The organism is Sphingobacterium litopenaei, from assembly GCF_014692495.1.
GTDB lineage: Bacteria > Bacteroidota > Bacteroidia > Sphingobacteriales > Sphingobacteriaceae > Sphingobacterium > Sphingobacterium litopenaei.
Window position 1 is genome coordinate 40,748 of the sequence record NZ_JACOIJ010000013.1, and the last position, 15,289, is coordinate 56,036.

The following is a 15,289-nucleotide window of genomic DNA, read 5'->3' on the forward strand; positions in this document are numbered from 1 at the left end:
GAAGACTATGAAAACGAGAGGAATAAAACAATTAATATATATTGGGATTACAGCAACTTTGCTTTCAAGTTGTTTCAAGGAAGATATAAATGAAGCTATCGGTACGAATAATCCGGAGATTTCTATTTATGCTTTACGCAATCTTCACAAACAAGACGATGTTAAACTTACCGATACTGAACTAACAAGTGCTAATCATATCAAAGCATTAGTAGTATCCACTCATGAAGGCAATAATTTCCCTAAGAATTACATTGCTGTACAGAATGAATGGAGAGGACAGCTTCGTGGTATATTGTTAGAAGTAGCTGATCCGCAACGCTATAAGCTGGGCGATTCAGTAGACATCTGGGTAGATGGTCTTACATTAGGACGTCGTGAAGGCGTACTAGCTTTATTAGGCGCTGATCACAACAATACGTATATCATCAACAGAAATAACCCTGTTGTTGCAAAAGCAGTAGCTATTTCTTCGCTTAACAAACAATATGACAATTATGAATCTACATACGTAGAAATTACGTCGGATTTAGAAGTTGAACCTAACCCAGGAGAAAAAATTAAAGGTTCACGACCTTTAGCAGATGGAAGTGGCAATAAAGTGTATGTAACTGTTAGCAATGAAGCAAATTTCGCTGAGGAAGTGGTCGCTCCTAGTGCAACGTTTAGAGGAATAGTGTCGAAACAGCAAGAGGAAGTTCATTTACGTTTGTTAACGTATGCGGACATGGCTTATCCAAGTGGTAAAATATATGCAGGATGGCCTGAGACATTTGAGAATCCTGATTCACCAAAAGATGGATACGCCAATAGAACTGTCGTCCTTTCCACAGGACCTTGGTGGTTCCAACAAACATTATTAGGTGTGACACAAGGAAGAGATCGTATTGTTTCGGGTGCGAATGCTGTTCGTTTCCAACAAAACCATGCTTCTTTAGATGCGTTATTGCAAATGGATTTTGATGTGCCAAATGGTGCTTCCAAAGTAACTTTCTTCTACGGATCGTATTGGAATGACCCTACTAGCTGGTTCAAATTAGAATACTCTACAGACAAAGGTGCTACATGGCAGCAAGCTGGTGAACCAATTAGAGATGCGCATACAACAACGGAAAGTATGGACAGCAAGCAAGCCATATTCTTAATGAATATTCAAGGCCCTGTTCGCTTCAGAATAAATCGTCCTCAAGCAAACAACGTTGGTGGAAGATTAGGTGTGGATGATTTTGCTATTTTCAGAAGTTACTAAACTATATAACCTGACTATCATGAAAAAATTTAATATATTTTTAATGTTAATTTTCATCTTTACTACTGTATTTACAGCCTGTGAAGATAAGATTATCGATACCACGGAGGATAAAATTCAAACCTCCATTAAAGTCACACATATCAATATTCCATATGTGTATAATGTAACCAATGAATCTGATATCACTATCGAAGGAAAAGGTTTTGAACAAACAGATAGTATCACATTTATTCCACGTGGAGGCCAAGGTGGTGGAACTATTAAATTGGGGATTAAAACAATAGAAGACGAGAAAGTGGCTCTAGAAAATAGCCCTTATTTTAGAGACGGAGAATATGAAATCCGCATACAACGAGGAATATTAGATCAACTTTTAGGTAGAACATTTGTAAACCGCATCTTCAATGCTAGTATTCCGGATCGTGAAGGAATGACAGTAAAAGGAACGGTACATTCCAATGGCCAAGGTGTGGCAAACGTCATCGTTTCAGATGGTATCGAATTTGCTGTCACCGATCAGAATGGTGTGTATTACTTACCTTCTGCTAAGAAACATGGTTTTGTGTTCATTACGGTACCTGCTAACTATGAAGTATCGGTAATCAATACTATTCCTCAGTTTTTCAAGAGACTTGCGGGGTTAGCTTCTGCTACTGAAATCAAAGATTTTGAATTATTTCCAGTAAATAATGAAAACCATGTGGTGGCTTTTATGACTGATATGCACCTTGCAAACAGAAATAATGATTTGACACAATTTCAAAGTTTCATTGAAGATGTAAAGAATGTCTATGAGGAATACAAAGGTCAAAATAAAAAATTCTATGGTATTACTTTAGGTGATCAGACATGGGATCAATACTGGTATTCAAATAACTTTAAATTAGAAAACTATGTCGATCAAATCAAGAGCTTAGAATTCCCAATTTATAATGTTATTGGTAATCATGACTACAACCCTTATGTAAGTGCGAATGACTGGTTAGGTGCGGCTGAATACAGAAAAGTATTAGGACCTACTTATTATTCTATCAATATTGGCCGTGTTCACTACATTATTTTGGATAACATGCAGTGGTTGAATGATGGCGGAAGTCAAGGCGTTGTTGGTGAAAGAAACTACAGAGACTTTTTAGACCAAGAACAATTGACGTGGTTGGCTAAAGACTTATCTTATATTACGGACAAGAGCACACCGATTGTGATCGCTACTCACGTTCCATTATTTACAAATCCCGATCAAAACGGAAATTTCAACAATGCAATGGAAAATACTTCAGAGCTTTTAGCTGCGGTATCGGAGTTCACAAACGTAAAAGTAGCTACAGGTCACACCCATATTAATTACCGCAACTCTCCTGCAGGTTCTAACGTATATGAACAAAATATTGCTGCAGTAAGTGCAACTTGGTGGTGGACTGGTGCTACATCAGCAGCAAACCATATCTCTAGAGATGGTAGTCCAGGTGGTTATGCGATTTGGGAGATGACAGGAAGAAACCAACAATGGTATTATAAGAGTATAGGATTTGATAAAGACTATCAATTCAGATCATACGATTTGAATAATATACACATTACTTCAGCTACTTATACACCAAGTGCTACGGATGAGTTTAAAGGAAAAGTTGCAGGCTATGCTGGTGAATTTGCTACAGCAAATAAAAATAACCAAGTGCTTATTAATGTATGGGGATACCAAGATAATTGGAAAGTTACGGTGAAGGAAAATGGTAACACTTTACCTGTAACTCGTGTACGTAAAAAAGACCCTTTACATATTATATCCTATGAGATGCAGCGCTTGAATGCCAATGCAGAACCGACCTCGTCATTTGTGACGGTAAATTCTGCTCACTTATTCTTAGCTACTGCATCTAATGCCACTTCGACATTAGAAATAACCGTAGAAGATGAGTTTGGAAATAAATATACAGAAACAATGGTAAGGCCTAAAGCTTTCACTTACTCTATGCGCTAAGCATATAGAGTATTTGCCTACCAATTATACTAACCATTGATTGTAAAAAAATATTAAGATGAAAAAAGAAGGAATTAAAAGTTACGTTTTGTTATTAGCTTTATTCTTCGGCCTTTTTACTTCATGTAGCAAAGACGAGGTTATAGGTTTCTTTTTGGACAAAACGACGAGTGAACTCGCATTCCCTTGGGAAGGTGGCGAAAAAGGATTTGCCTTTACGACGAACGGAGAATCTTGGACTGTTTCTGCTCCAGATGCGGATTGGATAAGTTTTGATGTAACCTCAGGAACTGGTACAGGAAAAAGACAACCTGTCTTAGTAACTGTAACGCCAAATAAAGGAGAACAACGAACTGCTAACATCCAGATTAAAGTCGGCGAAGAGATAAGTGAGATAGCTGTTGCTCAAGAAGACGGAAGATTGACTTTGGGAGAAGCTTCTCTTAATGCAGAATTATTCAATATCGGTGAAACTCTTGAAGATGTTTACATCACTATTCCTTACCAAAAAGGAATAGTAGGTGATGAGATTCATTTTTCAGTGAATGTAACTGGTGCTGGTGCTGCTGGAATAGACAAAGTAGAAAATCTTCTCGTAAAATTAGAAGCTACAGCAGGTGAAATTCGTATTCCTTTGAATGGTAATCCTACAGCAAAAGGAGATGTAACATTCACTGTAAGCATTACTGAAACAGATCGCGGACTTGTGATGCCAGCTCCTATTTCTAGAGAAGTATTTGATCCAAATGAACCACATCCAGATTCTTTACCATTTGTGATTTCGGGTTTCATGCCAGATCCTAATGGAGCAGATGGTAACTATGAATACATCCAATTCCTAGCCTTACGTGATATTACATTTGATAATAATGCGAATGCGTATTCTGTTATTATATGTAACAATGCGGGAACTACTGCAGCGCCATCTGCTGGTCAACTTGACCGTAGACAGGATTATCCACCACAAGGATGGGCTTCAGGAACTTACACATTGAATAATGCATCGGTCGCACGTACATACAAAATAAATATTACTTCTGGATCTGTTCAAAAAGGGCAATATTTCTATGTAGGAGGAACTGGAGCAAAAATCAATGGTCCTAATTCTACTAGCATGGATAATGCAAAATGGATCACACAATATGATTATGTTAATAATCCTGGCGCTGATGGAATCGGAGATAAAAGCTCAGGTTTATTCGCTAACTCTGGTCTCACCTCAGGTTTAGCTGTATTCAAGGGCACAGCTGTAGATCATGAAACAGAACCAATAGATGTTATCTTTATTGGTCCGGGCACTGGAGCATTATATGGTCTTCGTAGCTATGCACCTTCTACAGGTCAAGAAAGAGGTTATCGAGTGACGAATACAGATCATTATACTGTAACCGGAACAAGTGATCGCTTCTATCGCCAAGGCAACAATACATTTGCTGTACCTTACCCTACGGGAGCTCCAGTTCAACAACAATTCTACGAATTGCGCGGAACTTATAATGTAACATCTGCAACTTGGACCACAGCTAGATCATTCAATTTGATATCTTTAACGGATAATTCAACATTGAATCAAATTGAAACCAACAATTCAACAAAAATGATTCCTGCTCCATAAGAGCAATAACTTTATAGTATTCAACTTCGGTAGGACATTTTCTATTCATAGAAATGTCCTATCGAAGTTACATTGTTTAATACAATATCATTTTTGTGAACTGTGTTTATTAGTTATTTTTACGACCACATACTACTATAAACCATGTTTATTAAGAAAAACATAATTTTATCTATTCTTATTTCAAGTACCGCATTCATATCTTGTAAGCAAATGCACTTGTCAAAAAACGTAGAACCCAACTTCCCTACTTTCGCTTACGAAGGTCATAGAGGTGCGCGTGGATTGTATCCTGAAAATTCTATTGGCGCTATGAAAGTAGCAATGGATTTGCCAACAGTCACTACATTGGAAATGGACTGTCATATCACCAAAGACAAGAAAGTAGTTGTTTATCACGATGATTTTCTAAATCCAAAATTCGTTACTTATAACAGCGGTAAAGAATTAGAAGGAAAGGACAACAAAGGTTTAATCTACGATTATACTTATGACCAGTTGCAACAGTTTGATTTGGGATTAAAAGGAAATGTTGATTTCCCACAGCAAAAAAAGGTGTCAACAAAAATTTCACTTCTAGAGGATTTGGTCGAAGAATCTGAAAAATATGCTGCAGCTAAAGGCAAAAAGATGTTTTATAATATCGAAACCAAAAGCAGTGACAAAAAAGACAACGTAGCACATCCTGAGCCAAAGGAATTTTCAGATTTATTATTGAAAGTTGTTTTCAACAAAGGCATTGACAAAAGAACGGTAATCCAATCTTTTGACAAACGCACGATCCAATACATCAACAAAAAATACCCTACAATTCGTACATCTTATTTAATCGATGCAAAAAACACAAAAACTCCAGTGCAATTGATAGAAGATTTGGGTTTTAAACCTTTTATCATTAGTCCTAATTATAAAATTGTAACCAAAGATTTCGTGGAGCAGGCACATCAATTAGGCATCAAAATTATTCCTTGGACAGTTAACACCAAAGAAGAAATTGAAGCGTTGAAAGCGTTGAACGTGGATGGTATTATTAGTGACTATCCTAACCTATTTTAAAATCAAACCTTAGAAAATACATGCTGAATTTTTTAAAACCACCAAAACACAAGGAACTATTACCAGCAGATAGAATAGATCCAGAATACAAAAAATTACGTATACAAGTCTTTATCGGGATATTCCTTGGATATGCCGCTTACTACTTTGTACGTAAGAATTTCTCGTTCGCTGTTAAAGATTTACAAGATACATTAGGCTATAGTAAAGCAGAATTAGGTTTTGCGATGTCCGCAATTTCTATTGCCTACGGTTTAAGTAAATTCGTAATGGGGAATGTTTCAGACCGTAGTAATGCCAGATATTTCTTAGCGATTGGTTTAGTATTATCGTCGTTGACGATGATTTTTATGGGCTTTTCCCCTTTTGCTACTTCTTCCGTTGCCATCATGTTTATCTTGCTTTTTATAAACGGTTGGGTACAAGGAATGGGATGGCCTCCATGTGGTCGTGTGGTCGTACACTGGTTCTCCATCAAAGAACGCGGTACTACGATGTCTATTTGGAACTTAGCACACAATGTAGGTGGATTTTTAGTAGGTCCATTAGCCATTTTGGGTGTGGAATTATTTGTAGACTGGCAAGCTAGATTGTATTTTCCAGGTTTAGTGGCTATGCTATTTGCCCTTATTGTGATTCTTTTTGTGCGTGATACACCTCAATCTTGTGGTTTACCTCCTATCGAAAAATACAAAAACGATTACCCAAAAACTTATGAGGAATCGCAAGAGCAAGAATTCACAGCAAAAGAAATCTTCTTCAAATATGTATTCAACAATAGGCTGTTGTGGTTTATTGCTATCGCGAATGCTTTTGTGTATTTAGTCCGAAATGGTATTATCAACTGGGCACCCACATTCCTGCAAGAAGCCAAAGGATTCTCTTCTGCTGAAGCAGCTTGGTCTGCATCAGTTTATGAATTAGCAGCTATCCCTGGTACTATCCTTTGTGGGATTATGAGTGATAAACTATTCAAAGGAAGACGCGCACCCGTGACCATTATATTTATGGCAGTTACTTTCTTAGCGGTATTGTTGTACTGGTTGACACCGGGTGATAATCCTTGGGTAATTAACATTGCATTATGGACAATCGGCTTTTTAATCTATGGACCAGTAATGTTGATTGGCGTACAAGCATTGGATTTAGTTCCGAAGAAAGCAGCGGGTACCGCAGCAGGTCTAACAGGTTTATTTGGCTATTTCATCGGTGATATGTTGGCGAATGCGGCATTAGGCGGATTGGTGGATAAAAGCGGTTGGGATGCTTCATTCGAAATGATTCTAGCCTCATCGGTATTGGCAATTATCTTTACTGCTTTCACATGGAACAGAGAAAAAGAAATTCTTAACAGATAAGCTTTAAAATACTCCACATAAAAAAGTCTTGTGAACGAATCACAAGACTTTTTTGTTTATTTTAGTAAGACTAAAAGCGAAAAGTATGAAAAAGAAATTTTTCAAGATATTAAATAACATTAATAAAGCTATATTGCCTAAATACAGCAAGCTTGACCCCTCGAAATTATCAAAATTTCAACAAGCTATTGTGGCTTTTCGCTATTATGTGCTGACTAATTCGTTGGATTAATTCTGTAAATCTTTAGGCGCATTCTTTATTAACATTTCTGTTTGCGGATAAGGTATAGTGATACCTTTATCATCAAAAGCTAATTTTATTTTTTCCTGAAGACTATTGAACGTATCCCAATATTGGTCACGATCAATCCAACCTCTTACAGTTAAATTGACAGAACTATCTCCTAATGAATCTACAAAAACCATAGGAGCCGGACTTTTCAAAATATATTCCTCTTTGGTTAGAATATTTAAAATTATTTCCTTCGCAGTTTTAATATTATCCTCATACCCGATACCCACGATAAAATCAAATCTTCGAGAAGTAATTTTTGTAAAGTTTTTAATTACAGAATTTGCCAAAGTACCATTAGGACTAAATATTCGGATACCATTCGCATCTTTAAGCGTTGTATACAATAAATCAATTTTTTCTACTGTTCCACTTGATCCATTTTGACTATCGATATAGTCCCCTACCTCAAAAGGACGAAATAAAAGGATTAAGACTCCACCAGCAAAATTGGATAAGCTACCTTGTAATGCCATACCAACTGCCAATCCAAAAGCGGATAAAGCAGCAATAAAAGAGGTAGTTTGAATGCCAACAGTGCTTGCTACAGTTAGAATCAATAGCGTGTAGCATACAAATTTCAATAAACTTAAAATAAATCCTCTTATGGATATATCCAGATTCCTCTTCTCAAATCTTGAATTTAAAATTTTTAAAATTAATTTAATTACATATCGCCCTACAATGAGAATTACTACACCTGCCACTAACTCTGGGACCTTTAGTACCAACAAATCAATAAGTTTTTCAATTCTTCCTTCAAAGTTTTCCATATAATTTTATTTTTCAATTCCACAAAATATACAATTTTCGAATGGTAATCCTTAGTTTTTGAATAACTTTATACAATGATCTATCTAGATAACAATGCCACCACACGTATAGATGATGCCGTATTGGATGCTATGCTACCTTTTTTGAAGGAAGAATATGGTAATGCTTCCAGTCTACAGCACAAATTGGGCAGAACTGCACATCAAGCTATAGAAAAATCAAGAAGTAGTATTGCTAACTATTTCGGCGCTTCATCAAAAGAAATTTATTTTACCAGTGGCGCTACGGAATCTATTAATATGGTATTACGTGGCATATTTGAGCGTTATCAATCAATTGGCAAGCATATTATCACGACTAAGTCAGAACATAAAGCTGTTCTGACAACTTTAGAAATCTTAACAAAAAAAGGAGCTGAAATTACCTACTTACCTTTGGATAATCAAGGTAATATCAATCTGTCGGATTTAGAAAATAGCATTCGTCCCGAAACGATTTTAGTATGTCTTATGCAAGCAAACAATGAAACGGGCGTCATTCATCCTCTAGCTAAAATAGCTGAGATTATCTCTTCCAAAGATGTGTTGTTATTTAGTGACACAACACAAGCTATTGGCAAATATGCTTTCGACTATGCCAAGTCAGGAATTGATATTTGCTGCTTCAGTGCACATAAATTACATGGTCCAAAAGGAATTGGAGGACTTTACATTAAAAGGAAGACCAGACCAATTCAAATTGAACCTCTGATTACAGGCGGAAAACAAGAAAATAGTCTGCGAGGCGGAACTTATAATACACCATCAATTGTTGGAATGGGCAAAGCTTTTGAACTTATATCCTTAAAATATCAAGAACAAACAGCTGAACTAAGGAATTATTTTGAAAACCGAATTCTGCAAGAGATCGAAGATACAGCTGTACACGCATCTCATGCTGACCGTTTGTGCAATACGACAAACATTCTTTTCAAACATGTGAAAAGTGCTGAATTGATGCCCAAACTGATCAATATAGCCGTATCATCGGGTTCAGCATGCGTATCAGGTGATCGAGATCCTTCACATGTGCTGACAGCGATGGGAATAGCGGCCGAGGATGCATTATGCAGTTTGCGATTTAGCTTGTCTAAATTTATAACCAAAGAAGAACTAGATGTTGCTATTGAAGACATTAAATCTGCAGTACAAAAAATCAGAAAGGACTCTCCTATTTGGCAATTGTACAAGTCCGGTGTACTCTAATAAAATGACAAAATTCATACGGTTTGTAGTTGTGGGTTGCAATTTATTTACGAACTTTGTTCTAATCTTAAAAGATTAATAATTATGGTGACTGTAACAGAAAAAGCGAAAGAGAGAATACAACAAATCATGTCCGACGAAAAGTACGATGAAAACTATTTTGTACGTGTTGCTGTGGTTAGTGGTGGTTGTTCAGGACTTTCTTACGATCTTAAGTTTGATAACGAAGAGAAAAAAGGCGATCAGTTTTTTGAAGATAACGGCGTAAAAATTTGTTTGGACATAAAATCCTACTTATATCTTGCAGGCACAGAACTAGATTATTCTGACGGTTTGAACGGTAAAGGTTTTGAATTTCACAATCCAAATGCATCAAGAACTTGTGCGTGTGGCGAAAGCTTCTCCGTTTAAGCAGTTTTCTACTTAAAATATTAAAGAGCTGCAAATGCAGCTCTTTCTTTTTATAATATTATTAAAAATCACATTTATAGGTTGTTATTTTAATGAAATTTCGTAGCTTTCCCTACATTTATCATAACATAATAACCAATTATTTAATCAGTTAATGGGCAGAGAATTATTACAAAGAGAACAAGCCATTACGTTTGTTAAGGATACTTTTTCAACATATTTAAAACAAGCTTTAAACTTAATACAAATTTCATCACCTTTGATCGTATTGGATGGAACAGGAATTAATGACGACTTAAACGGTATTGAAAGACCAGTTTCGTTTCCGATTAAATCGTTGAATGAACAACGCGCTGTCGTTGTACATTCTCTAGCGAAATGGAAACGCGTACGATTGAAAGAATTAGAACTGGAAGCTGGCGAAGGAATCATCACAGATATGCGCGCTTTGCGTCCAGATGAAGATTACTCGCCAATACATTCTATTTATGTGGATCAATGGGATTGGGAAAAAGTTATCCTACCAGAAAATAGAAACTTAGCTTTTCTACAACAAACAGTAAAAGATATATACTCTTCTTTAGTAGAAACTGAAAAACACATAGAAGCTAAATTTCCGCACTTAAAGGCTATTCTTCCTGCCGAAATTACATTTATCTCTTCGGAAGAATTATTACAAAAATACCCTTATTTTACTCCTAAAGAACGAGAAAACGCTATTGCAAAAGAATACGGTGCTGTATTCTTATATGGTATTGGTGGTGTATTGTCCAATGGTTTTGCGCATGACGGAAGAGCCGCAGATTATGATGACTGGAGTACAGAAAATGAGGCTGGCTACCAAGGTTTGAATGGTGATATTTTAGTTTGGAATCCTATCTTAAATAGTGCCTTTGAATTGTCATCCATGGGAATACGCGTCAGTAAAGAAGCTTTACAAAGACAGTTAGAAATCCGAAATTGTGAAGATAGAGCACAATTATCTTTTCACCAAATGCTGTTGAATGATCTATTGACAGAATCCATTGGTGGTGGTATTGGGCAATCTCGTGTATGTATGTTTATGCTCAAATTATCGCATATCGGAGAAGTTCAAGTAAGTATATGGGACGATCACAAAAAGAAAATCCTAGCCGAAGAAAATATCAATTTATTATAAAAGCAAAGAGCTGCAAAAAATGCAGCTCTTTCTTATTTCAGTAGATTTACTTCGTATAAATCTTTCCTTCTATCTTTCATAATCTTAACCGTACCATATTCGTGTAGATCGCGTAAAGCGTACAGATCCACATCGGCGATTAGTACCATTTCTGTGTTTGGTGTAGCTTCCGCTTTAATAGCATTATTCGGAAAGGCGAAATCCGAAGGGGTAAAAACTGCTGACTGCGAATATTGAATATCCATATTGTTGACGCGAGGCAAATTACCTACCGAGCCCGCAATAGCCACATAACATTCATTTTCAATAGCTCTTGCTTGCGCACAATGACGTACGCGAATATATCCATTCTGCGTATCCGTCATAAATGGAACAAATAAAATCTGCATGCCTTGATCTGCCAGAATACGCCCTAATTCAGGGAATTCCACATCATAACAAATTAATAAACCAATTTTTCCGCAATCTGTATCGAATACTTTCACTTCACTTCCGCCCACCATACCGTAGTATTTAAACTCATTAGGCGTAATGTGTACCTTACGGTATTGATCCACGTGTCCATTACGATGACACAGATAACTTACATTATATAATTTCCCTCGCTCGTACAAAGGCATAGAACCAGCTATAATATTCACATTGTAGGAAACCGCAAATTGCGTGATCTTTTGTTTGATTTCTTTGGTATGTTCTGCTAATTTTTCCATAGCCATACGCTCGGGTAAGTCATTATATGGACTCATCAATGGCGTATTAAAAAATTCGGGAAACATAATAAAGTCAGTACCATAATCTGAAACCGTATCCACGAAAAATTCGATTTGATCGTAGAATTCCTGCAGATTTTTAAACGAACGCATTTGCCATTGTACTAATCCCAATCGAATAGCTTGTTTTGTTGCCGAATTGGATCGGGCATCAGGTTCATAATAAATATTATTCCATTCCAACAGCGTCGCGAATTCCATGGATTCTGCATCCTCGGGCAGGTAATTTTTTAAAATTTTTTTAACATGGAAATCATTCGATAATTGAAACGTCAAGGTAGGATCATAGATTTCTTTACGCTTAACCTTTTCAATATAAACACGAGGACTCATCTCCTCAGCATAATTGTAATAATTAGGAATACGTCCTCCAGCGATAATGCTTTTCAAATTCATCTGCTCGCACAATTCCTTGCGGGAATCATACAAACGTCGACCCAAACGCAAAGACCTGAATTCAGGATGCACAAATACTTCTATTCCGTACAGGGTGTCTCCCTCGTAATCGTGCTTGGAGAATTTCCCGTCATCGATGATTTCATAATAAGAATCGTATATGTTGTTTTTTTTCGAATTGAGAATAATAGAAAGTGCGCAGGCTACTACATGTCCATTCACTTCGACACACAATTGTCCTTCAGGGAATACATCAATTAGATCCACAATATTCTCCCTTGACCAGACATCTCCTACCCCATGATATGCTTCGGTCATAGATTTTTTCAAATCCGAATAATCTTTCTTCGAAAGCAATCTTACTTTAATATCCATAAAATTTCAGCGTTAAGTCTATTAAATATACGCAAATCTGATACCATTGTAACCGCATTGATAAAGAAAAACCCCATCAATGTGGAAATTGATGAGGTTCAGATTTGAATAACCAGATATACTATTTTTGATTGTTTATTTTTTCCTCAAGCATCTTTATGAAATAACCTCCCACCACTGATCTCGCTTTAAAACCTGCTCGTGTAGGTTTATCCGTATAAACCCAATCAGACATAGGTACGCGATCTGTAGTTTCATACATAAATTTATAAACAGGATTTATAAATTTTTGGAAAGTCACCATATCATCTGCTAAAGTTGCAGTCCACATAATCCAGTCTGTCTTTGTATATGTTCTTCTGTTATCAAGCGGTAAACCATATTGATTTTGCTTGGTGAGATAATAGTCTATTTCTGTTTTGAAGATAGATTTATCGAAGATATTCATATCCAAAAGCTTATCCCACACTAGGTTGTATTTTTGACTCCAAGTACCTTCCTTATCAAATGTGAGACGGTAATGATCGCCGTCTGCAGCCATAGATTTCCATTTTGCTGCCATATCCTTTGCTATGGCAATATATTTTTTGGATACATCCGTTTTTCCTAACATTTCCGCCAAATATCCATAGGAACCAATCGCTACGATAGCTTTGACCGATAAATTCGCATTATGTGCAAAATGTCCGGCAAAATCATCTGTACACAATTGATTATCGGGATCCAAACCATGTTCTACCAAATAATCCGTCCATGTTGTAAGTACTTCCCAATGTTTTTTGGCATAATCAGCATTTTTCTCCATTCTAGCAATTGCATAAGTCAGAATCAGCATATTACCAGATTCTTCCACTGGCATATCACCCCCATAGGTCTGCCCATTACCAATTGGATATGTCCCGATATCATGTGCAGCGAAAGGCTTTGTCCATTTTTTACTCGCACTGTAATAAAAAATATGATTGAGAAGACCTTTTGCCAATTCGGGATTGTAATACAAATAAAGTGGTGCAGAAGGATAAGTAACATCCACAGTTCCAATAGAACCATTGCTGTCATTTTCCTTAGATAACCATAGCAGATCACCATTCGGAGCCTGTACAAGTTTGTGCGCTGCGATAGACTGTCTGTACGACAAGGCTATCAAGGCTGCATATTCATATCCTCCTACACGTATAGCCGTGTTCCATAGTTCGGCATCAAATTTATCACATGCCTGTTTCAATTTCGCAAAGTCTTTGTCTGCTAGTTGAAATTGTTTTTCAATCGTGCTGTTATCCTGTCTATTCCAATATGGACGAAGATTTTTACCAAAATATTGAATGGAATAAATATCATCGTATCCCAGCATAATTTTGTCAGAGTGTTTAGTAGAAACAGTAAAATTTTGGGTTAAGACAAGCTGATTTCCATTTGCTGTTGATTGAAGCGTTTGCCCTTTAAGAAATTGTTCGCGCAAAGTCGTTCCCTTTCCTGTAGCTGATTTCGATTTGTTCGCATCAGCAGCCATGTAAAAATAACCCCAGTCGATACGAATATGATCACCTTTTTTAGCCAACACTTCTTGACTTTTACTTCCTGTTTTTACATACTGTAAATTTCCAGATTTATACGTTGAACTAGTGGATTCTTGCAAAGGAGAATTTAATGCCCAATGTGAAGAAGCTTCGAGATAAAGCTGTACATCATGTTTTTTTCCATCCCGAGAGGTCACTTCGTAAGCTAAATAATTCACAGGCCTAGAAACTAATTCCAGATCGGTCAATAATAATGGCGCAATAAAGGAAATGTTTAAATCAACTGGTCCACATTCAAATTGATAATGCGTTTGCGTTGCCTGAACATCTACTGATTTTTGAAGGGCGGTTTGTGTAAAGGAAATAGTATTTTTTCTTTCCGTATACATTCCAAAATCAAAATATCCATTAGCCACTCGATTATAACAGTAACCTGCTAAGATATTCTTGCCTTTTTTCAAAGTTTTAACCACTTCTTCAGAAAGTTTTACTCTCCGATTTTTGCCGGTAGCCTGTCCAGTATTAGCGACTTCGATCCCGTTTACATACATTATAGCATCATCATCATGCGTAAATTCCAGATACACATTTTTACCACCTAAATCTTCGTTCAATATCACTTCCCGGCGTACCCAAATCTTAGGTTCCTGCCAATCCGTTCTGGAATTAGGTTCATTATCCAACGTACCGTATGGAGCAGCTCCAGTTTTCCAATCCGAATCCGTAAAGTTGATTTGAGTCCAATCTTTAGAAGGTTCGTTCACCGTATATTTCGCAGACCAAATCTCGTGTTCACCCATCTTCGCAATAGCCTCAAGCTCAATTTCCTCTTTTCCAAGAAAACGATATACAATACCATCGACTTTAACTACACCCAACAATGGAAACGGTTTGTCTGTCCAATGACGAACAGCATCATCATACAAATTATCCGAATAAGACCATGCACTAGTATTGGGATCAATAGTAATTAAAGGAAATGCAGGTGCTCTAAGTTGATTTTTGGAGTTTGACTGCTGCGCTAACACATGTATAGCACAGCAAACCAAAACAACCAAAAAAGTGATTTTATTTCTCAAAAAATTCATA

12 protein-coding genes are annotated in these 15,289 nt (G+C 36.7%); 9 read left to right on the forward strand and 3 right to left on the reverse strand.

The features are described 5' to 3' along the window. The first annotated feature begins 7 nt into the window (after positions 1 to 7). The 6 genes from H8B04_RS08585 (at position 8) to H8B04_RS08610 (ending at position 7,494) form a co-directional block, all read left to right on the forward strand. The gene (locus tag H8B04_RS08585; protein ID WP_165290872.1) at positions 8 to 1,249 is read left to right on the forward strand and encodes a DUF5689 domain-containing protein; all 1,242 of its coding nucleotides are present in this window, start codon (positions 8 to 10) and stop codon (positions 1,247 to 1,249) included. 43 nt (positions 1,250 to 1,292) lie between these two features. After that, positions 1,293 to 3,233 carry a calcineurin-like phosphoesterase C-terminal domain-containing protein gene (locus H8B04_RS08590; protein WP_190302083.1) on the forward strand — a complete coding sequence of 647 codons (1,941 nt, stop codon included), beginning with the start codon at positions 1,293 to 1,295 and terminating at the stop codon, positions 3,231 to 3,233. A 58-nt stretch (positions 3,234 to 3,291) separates the two neighbouring features. Beyond that, positions 3,292 to 4,848, forward strand: a complete 1,557-nt coding sequence (locus H8B04_RS08595) for a BACON domain-containing protein (RefSeq protein ID WP_190302084.1) — start codon at positions 3,292 to 3,294, stop codon at positions 4,846 to 4,848. 213 nt (positions 4,849 to 5,061) lie between these two features. Continuing rightward, on the forward strand, positions 5,062 to 5,904 hold the full coding sequence (locus H8B04_RS08600) for a glycerophosphodiester phosphodiesterase family protein (RefSeq protein ID WP_223815337.1): 843 nt from the start codon (positions 5,062 to 5,064) through the stop codon (positions 5,902 to 5,904). A gap of 20 nt (positions 5,905 to 5,924) precedes the next feature. Next, entirely contained in the window at positions 5,925 to 7,262 is a 1,338-nt protein-coding gene (gene glpT, locus H8B04_RS08605; protein WP_190302085.1) for a glycerol-3-phosphate transporter, read from the forward strand. 85 nt (positions 7,263 to 7,347) lie between these two features. Next, entirely contained in the window at positions 7,348 to 7,494 is a 147-nt protein-coding gene (locus tag H8B04_RS08610) for a hypothetical protein (protein ID WP_165290877.1), read from the forward strand. Here the strand turns inward: H8B04_RS08610 and H8B04_RS08615 are convergent. Further along, a complete protein-coding gene (locus H8B04_RS08615) occupies positions 7,491 to 8,327 on the reverse strand; it encodes a mechanosensitive ion channel family protein (protein ID WP_190302086.1) in 837 nt (278 codons plus the stop codon). The genes H8B04_RS08610 and H8B04_RS08615 overlap by 4 nt on opposite strands. A 75-nt stretch (positions 8,328 to 8,402) precedes the next feature. Between H8B04_RS08615 and H8B04_RS08620 the strand changes: the two genes are divergently transcribed. The 3 genes from H8B04_RS08620 to asnA all read left to right on the forward strand — a co-directional run bounded on the left by H8B04_RS08620 (position 8,403) and on the right by asnA (position 11,142). Then, a complete protein-coding gene (locus H8B04_RS08620; protein WP_165290879.1) occupies positions 8,403 to 9,572 on the forward strand; it encodes a cysteine desulfurase family protein in 1,170 nt (389 codons plus the stop codon). 84 nt (positions 9,573 to 9,656) lie between these two features. After that, on the forward strand, positions 9,657 to 9,983 hold the full coding sequence (locus H8B04_RS08625) for a HesB/IscA family protein (RefSeq protein WP_165290880.1): 327 nt from the start codon (positions 9,657 to 9,659) through the stop codon (positions 9,981 to 9,983). A gap of 154 nt (positions 9,984 to 10,137) precedes the next feature. Then, positions 10,138 to 11,142, forward strand: coding sequence for an aspartate--ammonia ligase (asnA, locus tag H8B04_RS08630; RefSeq protein WP_165290881.1), 1,005 nt, complete (start codon positions 10,138 to 10,140; stop codon positions 11,140 to 11,142). Positions 11,143 to 11,174: 32 nt separating this feature from the next. Here the strand turns inward: asnA and H8B04_RS08635 are convergent, their stop codons facing one another. Both H8B04_RS08635 and H8B04_RS08640 read right to left on the reverse strand, forming a co-directional pair. After that, entirely contained in the window at positions 11,175 to 12,683 is a 1,509-nt protein-coding gene (locus H8B04_RS08635; RefSeq protein ID WP_190302087.1) for a bifunctional GNAT family N-acetyltransferase/carbon-nitrogen hydrolase family protein, read from the reverse strand. A 121-nt stretch (positions 12,684 to 12,804) separates the two neighbouring features. After that, positions 12,805 to 15,288 carry a glutaminase family protein gene (locus tag H8B04_RS08640; protein WP_190302088.1) on the reverse strand — a complete coding sequence of 828 codons (2,484 nt, stop codon included), beginning with the start codon at positions 15,286 to 15,288 and terminating at the stop codon, positions 12,805 to 12,807. Position 15,289 lies beyond the last annotated feature (1 nt).

What these genes read in the sequence shown, in the direction of transcription:
- H8B04_RS08585 (WP_165290872.1), top strand. Translation starts at nt 8, where the DNA reads ATGAAAACGAGAGGAATAAAACAATTAATATATATTGGGATTACAGCA.
- H8B04_RS08590 (WP_190302083.1), top strand. Translation starts at nt 1,293, where the DNA reads ATGTTAATTTTCATCTTTACTACTGTATTTACAGCCTGTGAAGATAAG.
- H8B04_RS08595 (WP_190302084.1), top strand. Translation starts at nt 3,292, where the DNA reads ATGAAAAAAGAAGGAATTAAAAGTTACGTTTTGTTATTAGCTTTATTC.
- H8B04_RS08600 (WP_223815337.1), top strand. Translation starts at nt 5,062, where the DNA reads ATGCACTTGTCAAAAAACGTAGAACCCAACTTCCCTACTTTCGCTTAC.
- glpT (WP_190302085.1), top strand. Translation starts at nt 5,925, where the DNA reads ATGCTGAATTTTTTAAAACCACCAAAACACAAGGAACTATTACCAGCA.
- H8B04_RS08610 (WP_165290877.1), top strand. Translation starts at nt 7,348, where the DNA reads ATGAAAAAGAAATTTTTCAAGATATTAAATAACATTAATAAAGCTATA.
- H8B04_RS08615 (WP_190302086.1), bottom strand. Translation starts at nt 8,327, where the DNA reads ATGGAAAACTTTGAAGGAAGAATTGAAAAACTTATTGATTTGTTGGTA.
- H8B04_RS08620 (WP_165290879.1), top strand. Translation starts at nt 8,403, where the DNA reads ATGATCTATCTAGATAACAATGCCACCACACGTATAGATGATGCCGTA.
- H8B04_RS08625 (WP_165290880.1), top strand. Translation starts at nt 9,657, where the DNA reads ATGGTGACTGTAACAGAAAAAGCGAAAGAGAGAATACAACAAATCATG.
- asnA (WP_165290881.1), top strand. Translation starts at nt 10,138, where the DNA reads ATGGGCAGAGAATTATTACAAAGAGAACAAGCCATTACGTTTGTTAAG.
- H8B04_RS08635 (WP_190302087.1), bottom strand. Translation starts at nt 12,683, where the DNA reads ATGGATATTAAAGTAAGATTGCTTTCGAAGAAAGATTATTCGGATTTG.
- H8B04_RS08640 (WP_190302088.1), bottom strand. Translation starts at nt 15,288, where the DNA reads ATGAATTTTTTGAGAAATAAAATCACTTTTTTGGTTGTTTTGGTTTGC.